Consider the following 12,459-nt stretch of genomic DNA (forward strand, 5'->3'; position numbering starts at 1 on the left):
CACGCAGCGGCGGCCCCGCCGCTGCGTGTTGTGGATTGACCGGCAAGGTACACTTGCCGGTCTTTTTTTTGCCTTTCGTCAAGGCATGCCTCCAGCAACAACGGAGGCATCCGTGACGGTCATTCAATACCCGGCGCTCTAGCGCCGGGCATTGGCCTATACCTGACTTATGGCGACGTCAAGGTAATCAGGTACATCCCCGAGTTGACCGGTTTGCCCGCCTCATCGACCAACGCATATTGCTGATCGTAGTAGCGCCCTTCCTTGCCGCTGTCCGTGACCAGCTTGACGTTGACTGGCGATTTGCCGATGGCCGTCACCGAGCTCGATGGGCCGACGCCGTGTACACGAATGTCGTTGCTGCGGGAAAACTGCGGGCACTGGCGAAGACTCAACGCAGCCCCGCCTTGGGCAGTCGAGCTTGGCGTGCAAGGCTCCTCGACGATGCTGCCGTGAAAATAAATCGTTCCCTGGATGCTTTGAGGGGCTGCGGAACAGATTCCACTCAAGCCTAGAAACATGCCGACACCTGCCAAAACCAGCTTGGTACTCATTCTGACTTTCTCCATTGGGCCTGAAGAGTATGTCGTCAGTGTAGAAGAAATCTTTAATTTTTAAGGTTTGTCCTATTCCCAAATAACCAATAAATAGTGTAAAAGCGAATACAAATTAATGGCAATGAGCCATCATAGCTATCGGCCAGCCCTGGCCAATCTGAAGGGTCCGCCCAGGCAAAAAAAGGCGCAGCCCTCGCTCAAGTCGAAAGCTGCGCCCGGCCCTCATGAATCAGCCGTTTTTGCGGAACACGAACACCAACCCGATGATGATCAACAGCATGCCGAGCACGCTCAGCAGCGCCAGCCGATTACCGAAGAACAGGTAGTCCATCACGGCCGTCACCGCCGGCACCAGGTAGAACAGGCTGGTGACATTCACCAGATTGCCGCGAGCGATCAGCCGGTACAGCAGCAAGGTCGCCAGCACCGAGACCACCAGCCCCATCCACAGCGCCGGGACGATAAAGCCGACACTGTGCTCGAAGTGAAACGGCTGGAACGGCACGAACAGCGCGCACAGCAACAGCCCGGCCAGGTACTGCACCGGCAGGGTGCCCAGCGGGTTGTCGCTGATGCGCTTCTGCATGATCGAGCCCAGGGTCATGCTCACCAGAGCCAGCAGGCCGAAGAGCATCCCGGCCAGCGACATGCCGGCCAGGCCGATGCCCTGATAGACCACCATGATCAACCCGGCCAAACCCAGCGCCAGACCGAACATCCGGCTCCAGGAGCGTTGACGCTCCATGATCACCACGGTGAGGATGGGTTGTACTCCCATGATGGTGGCCATCACTCCGGGGGTGACCTTCAGGTCCAGGGCCAGCAGGTAGAAGATCTGGTATGCCCCCAGCAACACCAGCCCGGTGGCCACCGCGTACAACATCGGCTTGCGTCCGCGGGGCAAACGCAGCTTGAGCAGGGGAATCAACAGCACCAGCCCGCACAGGGCGATGGCAAAACGGAACAACAGGAAGGCAAAGGGCGAGGCATGGGCCAGCCCCCATTTGGAGAAGATCGCCCCACTGCTCCAGAGCAGGACGAACAGGCTCGTGGAAGCCGCCGCAAGCGCGGACTTTTTCGATATGAACAACATGAATACCACCTGTAATCAGGCAAATAGCCAACTCAGCCGAGGCTGAAATTCAGTAGTTTTTTCTGGCGGGCGCGGGCAACAGCAGAGGTTGCTGATCAGCCCCGTACGACGACGCCCGGCGGTGATACGACGGCGCACACCGGCGTGCTACTGACAGGTGGGGGGTAATGACTGATCTGCACAGGCTGCGGGTTCCCGCACGGCACGACGCCAGCGTTGACCGCTGAATCGACTACCGTGTTGATGAGGGAATGAGGCATGTGCTGATCTTTCTGAAGTGGAAGGTGAATCTTCTGATACACCGGGCGCCGACTATAACCAGCGCCCGATATTCATTGCAACGCCTTATCCGAACAACCAGTAACCCAGGGCGGTCAGGACCACCACCGCCAGCACCGGACGCATGACGCGGTAGAGCTTCGGATTGCGGCGTTTCCATTGCTTGACCACGCCACTGATGCGATCGCTGAAGCGCTTGCTCCAGGCATAGGCCTGGTTGATCCCGCCGACGCGCTCGTCGTCGAGGTTCTGCGGCGCGGTGGCACGCCCCAGCCAGGCGCTGATCCAGCGGTTGATGCGGGTCATCAGCGGGTTGCTCAGCGGACGCTCGATGTCGCAGAACAGAATGACCCGGGTCTTGTCGGTCTCGTTTTTGACCCAGTGCACATAGGTTTCATCGAACATCACGTCTTCGCCATCGCGCCAGGCGTAGACCTGGCCGTCGACGAAAATCCGGCAGTCGTCGGTGTTCGGCGTGGACAGGCCCAGGTGATAGCGCAGGGAACCGGCGAACGGATCGCGGTGCGGGTTCAGATGGCTGCCACCGGGCAGCAGGGCGAACATCGCGCCCTTGACGTTGGGAATGCGGCTGACCAGTTCAACGGTCTTCGGGCACAGCAACTCGGCCGACGGCAGCGGTTTGTCGTACCACTTGAGGTAGAAACGCTTCCAGCCCTTCTTGAAGAACGAACCGAAACCGGCGTCGTTGTTCTTCTCGGCGGCGCGGATGTAGCCCTCGTCGAACAAATGCATGGCTTCGTCGCGGATCACTTCCCAGTTGTCCTTGAGCACATCCAGCTCGGGGAACTTGCTGCGGTCCAGATAGGGCTTGGAAGGCACGCCGGAAAACAGGTACATCAAGGCGTTATAAGGAGCGAACAGCGCCGAATGGTTGACGAACTGACGCAGCACCGGCAGTCGAGCCTTGCCGCGCAAATGCACGTAGAGAGTGCTGCCGATGAATAGCAGCAACACCGCGGACTTGGCGGCAAACGAAAGGCTCATGCAATATCTCCTTGAAATAATTACCGGCGGGGCAGCATTCATCCGGCATGGCAGTCGGCCATGATAAACACTCCTGGCCCCTGGAAAAACCCGCACAAACCGACAATCAGTGTTAACAGTCATGCAATAAAATGCTGATTAACACACGCCAGCTGAACGCCAGCTGATGCAGGTCAGTACCCATGCAACATGCCCTGCAACGCCTTCGATCGCCGGCAAGCGGGCTCCTGCGGAGCCTGCCGGCGATCACCTTCCCACTGCCTTACTGCTGGTTCTCCTGCTCGGTGAACAGGTCGCTGAACAGCATGCTCGACAGATAACGTTCACCCGAATCCGGCAGCACCACCACTATGGTCTTGCCTTGCATCTCGGGGGTTTCCGCCAGGCGCACCGCCACCGCCATCGCCGCACCGCAGGAGATGCCACAGAGGATCCCCTCCTCCTGCATCAGGCGCAGGGCCATGGCCTTGGATTCCTCGTCGCTCGCCAGCTCGACCCGGTCGACCATCGACAGGTCGAGATTGCTCGGCACAAAACCGGCACCGATACCCTGGATCTTGTGCGGGCTGGGCTTGATCTCTTCGCCGGCCAGCTTCTGGGTGATCACCGGCGAGACGCTCGGCTCCACCGCCACCGACAGGATAGGTTTGCCCTGGGTCTTCTTGATGTAGCGGGAAACCCCGGTGATGGTGCCGCCGGTGCCGACGCCCGCCACCAGCACGTCCACCGCGCCATCGGTGTCATTCCAGATTTCCGGACCGGTGGTTTTCTCGTGGATAGCCGGGTTGGCCGGGTTATCGAACTGCTGCGGCATGAAGTATTTGTCAGGATCGCTGGCGAGGATTTGCGCGGCTTTCTCGATCGCCCCTTTCATGCCCTTGGCCGGCTCGGTCAGCACCAGTTCGGCCCCCAGGGCCTTGAGCACCTTGCGTCGCTCGATGCTCATCGACGCCGGCATGGTCAGGACCAGCTTATAGCCACGGGCCGCGGCGACGAACGCCAGGCCGATGCCGGTGTTACCCGAGGTCGGCTCGATGATGGTCATGCCCGGCTTGAGTTTGCCGCTGCTTTCCGCGTCCCAGATCATGTTCGCGCCGATCCGGCACTTCACCGAATAACCCGGGTTGCGCCCTTCGATCTTGGCCAGGATGGTGACGCCGCGGGGCGCGATGCGGTTGATCTGCACCAGCGGCGTATTGCCGATGGAATGGGCGTTGTCAACGAAAATGCGGCTCATGGCTGGGTCCTTGTACAGCGTGAAAGGAAGTCTTCAAGGGTATGCCTAGCCCCCATGAGCGTCCAGTCGGGACGAACGTCTGCGATGCCGGGGAGTCAATCGCTATAAGGCACATGGCTGGAGACTCAAGCTCATGAAACGTCGCTACAGTTGGCCCCTGTGGACCCTCGCCGGGGTGCTGGTGCTGCTGGTTGCCCTGCACATCGCCCTGCCCTATCTGGTGCGCGATTACCTCAATGACCGGCTCGCCAACATGGGCGACTACCGTGGCCAGATCGCCGATGTCGACCTGGCCCTGTGGCGCGGTGCCTACCGGATCAACGGCCTGAAAATCGTCAAGGTCGACGGCAAGGTGCCGGTGCCGTTCGTCAATGCACCGCTGGTCGATCTGTCAGTGAGCTGGCGCTCCCTGTGGTACGACCATGCGGTGGTGGCCGAAGTGCAATTCGTCGGGCCGCAGGTCAACTTCGTCGACGGTGCCACCAAAAAGAACTCGCAAACCGGTGAAGGCACCGACTGGCGGGCCCAGCTGAACAAACTGCTGCCCATCACCCTCAACGAAGTACAGGTCAGCGACGGCAAGATCAGTTTCCGCAACTTCAACTCCAAACCGCCGGTGAACATGAGCGCCACCCAGGTCAACGCCAGCGCCTACAACCTGACCAACGTGGTCGACACCCAAGGCAAACGCGACGCCCGCCTCGAAGGCAAGGCCCTGCTGCTGGGGCATGCGCCGCTGGAAACCAACGCCACCTTCGACCCACTGAGCGACTTCCAGGACTTCGAGTTCCGCCTGCGCGTGCGGGATATCGAACTCAAGCGCTTGAACGACTTCGCCGCCGCCTATGGCAAATTCGACTTCAACGCCGGCCACGGCGACCTGGTGATCGAAGCCGAAGCCAACAAGGGCCAGCTCACCGGCTATATCAAGCCGCTGCTGCGCGATGTCGATGTGTTCAATTGGCAACAGGATGTCGAGAACAAGGACAAAGGGATATTCCGTTCGATCTGGGAAGCCCTGGTGGGGGTCAGCGAAACCGTGCTGAAAAACCAGGGGAAAAACCAGTTCGCCACCCGGGTCGAACTCAAAGGCAACGTACATCAGCGTGATATCAGCGCATTCCATGCTTTTTTGCAGATTTTACGCAATGGTTTCATCGAAGCCTTCAATGCCCAGTATGAGCGTCCCAAGCCGTCCACTGACTGAGTCACCACGTGACGCCCCATTCAGAGACTGAATGGGGCGTCTGCGTTCACAGTCGGCCGGGCGGCGCGCTATAGTCGGCCATTCGTGTTTTATTCTTCCGACCTGCTCGATGCACGTCGGCGTTACCGTTCGAGGAATTGCAGATGAAGTTCGAAGGCACCAGCGCGTACGTCGCCACCGATGACCTGAAGCTGGCAGTCAATGCCGCCATCACCCTGGAGCGGCCGCTGCTGGTCAAGGGCGAACCGGGCACCGGCAAGACCATGCTCGCCGAGCAACTGGCCGAGTCCTTCGGTGCCAGGCTGATCACCTGGCACATCAAGTCCACCACCAAGGCTCACCAGGGCCTGTACGAATACGACGCGGTGAGCCGCCTGCGAGACTCGCAGCTGGGCGTGGACAAGGTGCATGACATCCGCAACTACCTGAAGAAGGGCAAGCTGTGGGAGGCCTTCGAATCCGAGGAGCGGGTGATCCTGCTGATCGACGAGATCGACAAGGCCGACATCGAGTTCCCCAACGACCTGTTGCAGGAACTCGACAAGATGGAGTTCTACGTCTACGAAATCGACGAGACCATCAAGGCCAAACAGCGCCCGATCATCATCATTACCTCCAACAACGAGAAAGAGCTGCCGGACGCTTTCCTGCGCCGCTGCTTCTTCCACTACATCGCCTTCCCCGACCGCACCACCCTGCAGAAAATCGTCGACGTGCACTACCCGGACATCAAGAAGGACCTGGTCAGCGAAGCGTTGGATGTGTTCTTCGACGTGCGCAAAGTGCCGGGCCTGAAGAAGAAGCCTTCGACCTCCGAGCTGGTGGACTGGCTCAAGCTGCTGATGGCCGACAACATCGGCGAAGCGGTGCTGCGCGAACGCGATCCGACCAAGGCCATCCCGCCGCTGGCCGGTGCCCTGGTGAAGAACGAGCAGGATGTACAGCTGCTCGAACGCCTGGCATTCATGAGCCGTCGCGGCAGTCGTTAAGAGGCTGATGCCATGTTGCTCAACCTGTTCAATGAAATGCGCGCCGCCAAGGTTCCGGTGTCGGTGCGCGAGCTGCTCGACCTGATCAACGCGCTCAAGCAGCGCGTGACCTTCGCCGACATGGACGAGTTCTATTACCTGTCCCGGGCGATCCTGGTGAAGGACGAACGGCACTTCGACAAGTTCGACCGCGCGTTCGGCGCCTACTTCAACGGCCTGGAAAAACTCGACGACCACCTGCAGGCGCTGATCCCCGAGGATTGGCTGCGCAAGGAGTTCGAACGCTCGCTGAGCGATGAGGAACGGGCGCAGATCCAGTCCCTCGGCGGCCTGGACAAGCTGATCGAAGAGTTCAAGAAGCGCCTGGAAGAACAGAAGGAACGCCATGCCGGCGGCAACAAGTGGATCGGCACCGGCGGCACCAGCCCCTTCGGCTCCGGCGGTTTCAACCCGGAAGGCATCCGCGTCGGCGATGCCGGCAAGCGCCAGGGCAAGGCGGTCAAGGTCTGGGACCAGCGCGAGTACAAGAATCTCGACGACTCGGTGGAACTGGGCACGCGCAATATCAAGGTGGCCCTGCGCCGCCTGCGCAAGTTCGCCCGCCAGGGCGCGGCGGACGAGCTGGACATCGACGGCACCATCGATCACACCGCCCGCGACGCCGGCTTGCTGAACATCCAGATGCGCCCGGAACGGCGCAACAGCATCAAGCTGCTGTTGCTGTTCGATATCGGCGGTTCCATGGATGCCCACGTGAAGATCTGCGAAGAGCTGTTCTCGGCCTGCAAGACCGAGTTCAAGCACCTGGAGTACTACTACTTCCACAACTTCATCTATGAATCGGTGTGGAAGAACAACCTGCGCCGCGGCTCGGAACGCACCTCGACCCAGGACGTGCTGCACAAGTACGGCGCCGACTACAAAGTGATCTTCGTCGGCGACGCCGCCATGGCGCCCTACGAAATCACCCAGGCCGGCGGCAGCGTCGAGCACTGGAACGAAGAAGCCGGTTATGTGTGGATGCAGCGCTTCATGGAGAAGTACAAGAAGCTCATCTGGATCAACCCCTACCCGAAAGACACCTGGGGCTACACCGCCTCGACCAACATCGTGCGCGAACTGATCGAAGACCAGATGTACCCGCTGACCTTGCGCGGCCTGGAAGAAGGGATGCGGTTTCTCTCCAAATAGGATCCCATCCAACGCGATCCCTGTAGCCGCAGCCTGCGGCAGCGGCTACAGGGATCAGGCGAAGCGCCGCAGAAACTCGATCTGCTGCTGATACGCCGTCTCCTGCACCACCGGCGTCAGGCGTACCTCGCTGCCCGGCAGGCATTGCGCCAGCCGCGCCAGCGCCAGGGGCGTCAAGGCTCCCAGCCGCGGATACCCGCCAATGGTCTGCCGGTCGTTGAGCAGCACGATCGGCTGGCCGTCCGGCGGCACCTGGATCGCGCCCAGGGGAATGCCCTCGGAGATCATCGGCGCCCCCTGATAACGCAGTGACGGCCCCAGCAGGCGCATGCCCATGCGGTCGGCGCGACTGTCCAGGGCCCAGGCGCTGTTGAAGGCATCGAACAGGCTCTGCCCGCTGAACTGCCCAATCTGCGCCCCGAGAATCACCTCCAGCGGCGCCTTCGATTGCAGGTCCGGCAGTTGCTTGCCCGACAGCACCTTGAGGTTCACCCCTGCCCCGCAATACTCCAGCCGCGCGCCCGCGGCCAGTGGCCGGCCGAAGCCGTCGAGCCCGCCCAGTTCCTCGCGGACCACACTGGCGCAACTGCCCAGCACCTTGGGCGCATTGAAACCGCCGGGCGCCGCCAGATAGGCCCGCGCCCCCAGGTACGGCTGGGTGAAACGCAACCGCTGGCCTTTTTGCAGGATAAAGCTGCGCCCCGGGCTGAGCGGACGCTCGTCGATACAGGCCCCCAGGTCGGCGCCCGCCAGTGCCAGCAGGCACAACTCCTCGGCGACCACGCTGAAACCGCCCAGGGTGATCTCGATCACCGGCGCATCCAGGGCGTTGCCCAGCAACCAGTTGGCCCAGGACATCGACACCCAGTCCAGCGCGCCGCCCTGGGTCACGCCCAGGTGCCGCACGCCAAAGCGACCGGCATCCTGCAACAGGCACAAGGGCGTGCTGGCTTCGATCGTCAGGCGGCTCATGCCAGTGCCTCCGGAAGTGGCGTGTCGTCACCGCCCAGGCGGATGAATTCGGCGTGGTCCACCGCGGCGAAACGCACGCTGTCGCCCGGTTGCATCAGGCTGTAGCCATCGCGCTCGCGATCGAACAGGCGGCTCGGTGTGCGCCCGATCAGGTTCCAGCCTCCCGGCGACACCACCGGATAAGCCGCGGTCTGCCGTTCGGCAATGCCCACGCTGCCCGCCGCCACCCGCTTGCGCGGGGTATCCAGGCGCGGCGCGGCCAGCACTTCGTCCACCAGCCCCATAAAGGTGAAACCCGGGGCGAAACCCAGGGCGAACACCTGGTATTCACGCTCGCTGTGGCAACGGATCACCTCGTTCACCGACAGGCCGCTGCGCCGCGACAACAGGCTCAGCTCCGGGCCGACGCTGAGGTCGTACCAGACCGGCAGCACATGGCGCTGGCCGCCGGTGCGCGAATCGGGGGTCAGGTCGGTCAGGGCCAGATCGATCAGTTCCCGCGCCTGGGACGGGCTCAGGGCCCGCAGGTCGTAGTGCACCATCAGCGTGGTATAGGACGGCACCAGATCGATCAACTGCCCACCGAAGGCCGTCCGCAGGCGCTCGCTGGCAGCGAGCATCCACGGCATGTTGGCCTCGGCGATGGCATCGAACAGGCGCACCATCAGGCAGTCGATGGCCACCACTTCAAGGCGTATTTTCATGCTGGCAACTGCGCAAGGGCCGCGCGGATACGCTGCACGGCGGCCACCGAGCTGGCGTTATCGCCGTGCACGCACAGGGTATTGGCCTGCAGGTGCAAGGCGCTGCCGTCGCTGGCCAGCAGCGCGTCGCCGCGGGCGATGGTCAGCGCCTGGGCGATGATCTTTTCCGGGTCGTGATGCACCGCCCCCGGCAGTTGCCGCGACACCAGATGGCCGGCGTTGTCGTAGGCACGGTCGGCGAAGGCTTCGAACCACAGGGTCACGCCGAACTCGTCGCCCAGGGCCTGGGCCGCGCCGTTGTCACGGGTGGCCATCAACATCAGTGGCAGTGTCTTGTCGTAGGCGGCAACCGCCTGGATCACCGCGCGCAGCTGCGCCGGGTTGGCCATCATGTCGTTGTACATGGCGCCATGGGGTTTGACGTAGCTCACCCGAGTGCCCTGGGCCCGGCAGATGCCGTCGAGGGCGCCGATCTGGTAGTGCAGCAGGTCCTGCAGTTCCTGGGCGCCGTAGGCCATGGAACGGCGGCCGAAACCGGCCAGGTCCTGGTACGCCGGGTGCGCACCGATGCGCACGCCATTGGCCAGGGCCAGGCTGACGGTCTTGCGCATGATGCTCGGGTCGCCGGCGTGGAAACCGCAGGCGATGTTGGCGCAATCGATGAACGGCATCACCTCGGCATCCAGGCCCATGGTCCAGTTGCCAAAGCTTTCGCCGATGTCGCAATTCAATAACAGGCGGCTCACGGTCAGTGCTCCTGTAGCGTTTGTCATGTTGGCTGCGGGAATCGCGCGGGATGCCCACAGATTATCAGTTAGCGCGCTTCGAGTTGTTTGCCACGGGTTTCCGGCAGGCTCAGGGCCGCCAGGACCACGATGCCGTAGGACACAGCGGCGAAGGTGCCGATGGCCGCGCCCAGCGGGATGTGCTGGCTGAGCAGCCCGATCAGCAGCGGGAACAGGGCCGCCAGCGCCCGGCCGCTGTTGTAGCAGAAGCCCTGGCCCGATCCGCGGATCCGCGTGGGGAACAGCTCCGTCAGGAAGGCGCCCATGCCGCTGAAGATCCCCGAAGCGAAGAAGCCCAGGGGAAAGCCCAGCCACAGCATCACCGCGTTGCTCACCGGCATTTGCGTGTACAGCAGGACGATGGTGAACGAGCCGGCGGCGAACAGGACGAAGTTCTTCTTGCGCCCGAGAATGTCGGTCAGATAGGCGCTGATCACATAACCCACATAGGAGCCGAAGATCACCATCGCCAGGTAGCCGCCGGTGCTCAGCACGCTCAAGCCCCGCTCGGTCTTGAGGAAGGTCGGCAGCCAAAACGTAATGGCGTAGTAGCCGCCCTGGGCGCCGGCCGCGAGCAGCGACGCGCGCAGGGTGGTGCTGAGAATGCCGGGAGCGAAAATCTCGTAGAAGCGCGAGGGGTTGTCCGGCACTTCCCGGGCGCGGGTTTGCCGGTAGATCTCCGGGTCCTTGACCAGGCGGCGGACGAAAATCACGAAGATCGCCGGCAGGATGCCCAGCAGGAACAAGGCGCGCCAGGCGTCTTCCGGCGGCAGCAGGGAATACATCAGCGCATAGAGCAGTGCCGTGATGCCCCAGCCCAAGGCCCAGCCGGACTGCACCATGCCCACCGCCTTGCCGCGGTTTTCCGCGCGGATCACTTCGCCGATCAGCACCGCGCCGGCGGTCCACTCGCCGCCGAAGCCGAAACCCATCAAGGTCCGGGCGATCAGCAGTTGCTCGTAGTTCTGCGCCAGGCCACACAGGAAGGTGAAGAAGGCGAACCAGAGCACAGTCAATTGCAGGGTGCGCACCCGGCCGATGCGATCGGACAGGATGCCGGCGATCCAGCCACCCAGGGCGGAAGCCAGCAAGGTGCTGGTGTGGATCAGGCCGGCCTCGGCGGAGCTGATGCCCCACAGCGCAATCAGGGTCGGGATGACGAAGCTGAGCATCTGGGTGTCCATGCCATCCAGGCCGTAACCGGCCTTGCAGCTCCAGAACGTGCGGCGCTCCTGCTGATTGATGTCGCGGTACCAGTCGAAGGGGCCGGCGCGGCCTTTGGCCTTGCTGGCGGCGAGCGTGTCGGGCGCACTCATGGCAAATCTCCACTTTATTAATATTGTTCTGGGTCCCGACGACGCTTATCGTGAGACGCAGCGATTTTTGGCGCCCGCGCCCTGCTCCGTCCAACTAATAAAAACCGCCTCCAGACATAAGAAAAGTTGATCGCATGAACCTCAAGTTTCTTGAAACCTTTGTCTGGGTGGCGCGCCTGAAAAGCTTTCGCCTGACCGCCGACAAACTCTTCACCACCCAGGCATCGATCTCCAGCCGCATCGCCGTGCTCGAGGGCGAACTGGGGGTCAAGCTGTTCCTGCGCGACTCGCGCGGCGTGACCCTGACCCCGGAAGGCCTCAAGGTACTCGACTATGCCGAGCAGATGATGGACACCATGCAGGCACTCAAGCAGTCGATCGAGACCCGTTCGAGCAAGGTCGGGCGGATTCGCATCGGTGTCATGGACACAGTGATCCACACCTGGCTCAGCCCCCTGGTGGCGCGGATGATGGACAGCTATCCCCAGGTGGAAATCGAGCTGGTGGCCGACACCTCGCTGAACCTCTGCGATCAGTTGCAGAAAGGCTTTCTCGACCTGGTGCTGCAAACCGACCTGCTGCGCCAGGAATCCATTCGCAGCCTGGAACTGGCCAGCCACCCGATGGGCTGGATAGTCGCCAGCCACTCGATCTACAACCGCGAGTACGCCAACCTGGCCGAGCTGGCCCGGGAACGCATCATCACCTACTCGAAGAACTCCCTGCCGCACCAGGAGGTGCTGAGCCTGATGCAGGCCAACGGGGTGACCGCGCCACGGCTCAACTGCGTGAACTCGGTGTCGGCCATTACCCGCCTGCTGCGCGACGGTTTCGGCATCGGCGCCTTGCCGCCGGTGCTGGTCAGCGAGGAACTGGCGCGCGGCGAACTGACCCTGCTGGCCATCGACCAGCGCCCGCCGAACCTGCAGGTGGTGGTGTCATGGCGGGTGGGGGTCGAACTGGTGGAAGAGGTGGTGGTGCTGTGCCAGCAAGTGCTGGAGCGTTATGCACAAAAGGTCGGCGAGAACTACATCGTCCTGGCGGGCTGATCCGCCGCGAATGCTTTTGTAGCCGCTGCCGCAGCTGCGATCGCGGGCGCAGCCTGCGTGAACCGGCTCGATGAG

General features: G+C 62.3%; 12 protein-coding genes. 4 read left to right on the top strand and 8 right to left on the bottom strand.

What is annotated here, in order from left to right; translation table 11 throughout:
- Positions 1-167 precede the first annotated feature (167 nt).
- The 4 genes from AC07PQ_RS30065 to cysK all read right to left on the bottom strand — a co-directional run bounded on the left by AC07PQ_RS30065 (position 168) and on the right by cysK (position 4,171).
- Entirely contained in the window at positions 168-554 is a 387-nt protein-coding gene (locus AC07PQ_RS30065; protein ID WP_492569587.1) for a type 1 fimbrial protein, read from the bottom strand.
- Positions 555-786: 232 nt separating this feature from the next.
- Positions 787-1,650, bottom strand: coding sequence for a DMT family transporter (locus AC07PQ_RS30070; protein WP_492569585.1), 864 nt, complete (start codon positions 1,648-1,650; stop codon positions 787-789).
- A gap of 345 nt (positions 1,651-1,995) precedes the next feature.
- The gene (locus AC07PQ_RS30075) at positions 1,996-2,934 is read right to left on the bottom strand and encodes an aspartyl/asparaginyl beta-hydroxylase domain-containing protein (RefSeq protein ID WP_007926880.1); all 939 of its coding nucleotides are present in this window, start codon (positions 2,932-2,934) and stop codon (positions 1,996-1,998) included.
- Between the two features lie 262 nt (positions 2,935-3,196).
- Positions 3,197-4,171, bottom strand: a complete 975-nt coding sequence (gene cysK / locus AC07PQ_RS30080; protein ID WP_007926882.1) for a cysteine synthase A — start codon at positions 4,169-4,171, stop codon at positions 3,197-3,199.
- Positions 4,172-4,304: 133 nt separating this feature from the next.
- On the opposite strand from cysK, the gene AC07PQ_RS30085 reads away from it, so the two are divergent.
- The 3 genes from AC07PQ_RS30085 (at position 4,305) to AC07PQ_RS30095 (ending at position 7,558) form a co-directional block, all read left to right on the top strand.
- On the top strand, positions 4,305-5,378 hold the full coding sequence (locus AC07PQ_RS30085; protein WP_493186727.1) for a DUF748 domain-containing protein: 1,074 nt from the start codon (positions 4,305-4,307) through the stop codon (positions 5,376-5,378).
- Positions 5,379-5,521: 143 nt separating this feature from the next.
- Positions 5,522-6,367, top strand: coding sequence for an AAA family ATPase (locus AC07PQ_RS30090; protein WP_007926885.1), 846 nt, complete (start codon positions 5,522-5,524; stop codon positions 6,365-6,367).
- Positions 6,368-6,379: 12 nt separating this feature from the next.
- Complete coding sequence (locus tag AC07PQ_RS30095; protein ID WP_007926886.1) at positions 6,380-7,558, top strand: vWA domain-containing protein; 1,179 nt, start codon at positions 6,380-6,382, stop codon at positions 7,556-7,558.
- Positions 7,559-7,612: 54 nt separating this feature from the next.
- Here AC07PQ_RS30095 and AC07PQ_RS30100 read toward each other — a convergent pair whose 3' ends face one another.
- From AC07PQ_RS30100 to AC07PQ_RS30115, 4 genes are all read right to left on the bottom strand, one after another.
- Positions 7,613-8,530: a 5-oxoprolinase subunit C family protein gene (locus tag AC07PQ_RS30100; RefSeq protein ID WP_007926887.1), complete on the bottom strand. Its 918-nt coding sequence runs from the start codon at positions 8,528-8,530 to the stop codon at positions 7,613-7,615.
- Positions 8,527-9,234 carry a 5-oxoprolinase subunit B family protein gene (locus AC07PQ_RS30105; RefSeq protein ID WP_493186728.1) on the bottom strand — a complete coding sequence of 236 codons (708 nt, stop codon included), beginning with the start codon at positions 9,232-9,234 and terminating at the stop codon, positions 8,527-8,529. The genes AC07PQ_RS30100 and AC07PQ_RS30105 overlap by 4 nt, the downstream gene beginning before the upstream one ends.
- Positions 9,231-9,980: a 5-oxoprolinase subunit PxpA gene (locus AC07PQ_RS30110; RefSeq protein ID WP_007926891.1), complete on the bottom strand. Its 750-nt coding sequence runs from the start codon at positions 9,978-9,980 to the stop codon at positions 9,231-9,233. Before AC07PQ_RS30110 ends, AC07PQ_RS30105 begins: the two co-directional genes overlap by 4 nt.
- Before the next feature lie 68 nt (positions 9,981-10,048).
- Complete coding sequence (locus AC07PQ_RS30115) at positions 10,049-11,335, bottom strand: MFS transporter (RefSeq protein ID WP_007926893.1); 1,287 nt, start codon at positions 11,333-11,335, stop codon at positions 10,049-10,051.
- Between the two features lie 134 nt (positions 11,336-11,469).
- On the opposite strand from AC07PQ_RS30115, the gene AC07PQ_RS30120 reads away from it, so the two are divergent.
- The gene (locus tag AC07PQ_RS30120) at positions 11,470-12,384 is read left to right on the top strand and encodes a LysR family transcriptional regulator (protein ID WP_007926895.1); all 915 of its coding nucleotides are present in this window, start codon (positions 11,470-11,472) and stop codon (positions 12,382-12,384) included.
- Positions 12,385-12,459: the final 75 nt, after the last annotated feature.

It is taken from the genome of Pseudomonas sp. GW821-FHT09E12, from assembly GCF_059416085.1.

What these genes read in the sequence shown, in the direction of transcription:
- AC07PQ_RS30090 (WP_007926885.1), top strand. Translation starts at nt 5,522, where the DNA reads ATGAAGTTCGAAGGCACCAGCGCGTACGTCGCCACCGATGACCTGAAG.
- AC07PQ_RS30115 (WP_007926893.1), bottom strand. Translation starts at nt 11,335, where the DNA reads ATGAGTGCGCCCGACACGCTCGCCGCCAGCAAGGCCAAAGGCCGCGCC.
- AC07PQ_RS30075 (WP_007926880.1), bottom strand. Translation starts at nt 2,934, where the DNA reads ATGAGCCTTTCGTTTGCCGCCAAGTCCGCGGTGTTGCTGCTATTCATC.
- AC07PQ_RS30065 (WP_492569587.1), bottom strand. Translation starts at nt 554, where the DNA reads ATGAGTACCAAGCTGGTTTTGGCAGGTGTCGGCATGTTTCTAGGCTTG.
- AC07PQ_RS30095 (WP_007926886.1), top strand. Translation starts at nt 6,380, where the DNA reads ATGTTGCTCAACCTGTTCAATGAAATGCGCGCCGCCAAGGTTCCGGTG.
- AC07PQ_RS30100 (WP_007926887.1), bottom strand. Translation starts at nt 8,530, where the DNA reads ATGAGCCGCCTGACGATCGAAGCCAGCACGCCCTTGTGCCTGTTGCAG.
- AC07PQ_RS30105 (WP_493186728.1), bottom strand. Translation starts at nt 9,234, where the DNA reads ATGAAAATACGCCTTGAAGTGGTGGCCATCGACTGCCTGATGGTGCGC.
- AC07PQ_RS30120 (WP_007926895.1), top strand. Translation starts at nt 11,470, where the DNA reads ATGAACCTCAAGTTTCTTGAAACCTTTGTCTGGGTGGCGCGCCTGAAA.
- AC07PQ_RS30070 (WP_492569585.1), bottom strand. Translation starts at nt 1,650, where the DNA reads ATGTTGTTCATATCGAAAAAGTCCGCGCTTGCGGCGGCTTCCACGAGC.
- AC07PQ_RS30085 (WP_493186727.1), top strand. Translation starts at nt 4,305, where the DNA reads ATGAAACGTCGCTACAGTTGGCCCCTGTGGACCCTCGCCGGGGTGCTG.
- cysK (WP_007926882.1), bottom strand. Translation starts at nt 4,171, where the DNA reads ATGAGCCGCATTTTCGTTGACAACGCCCATTCCATCGGCAATACGCCG.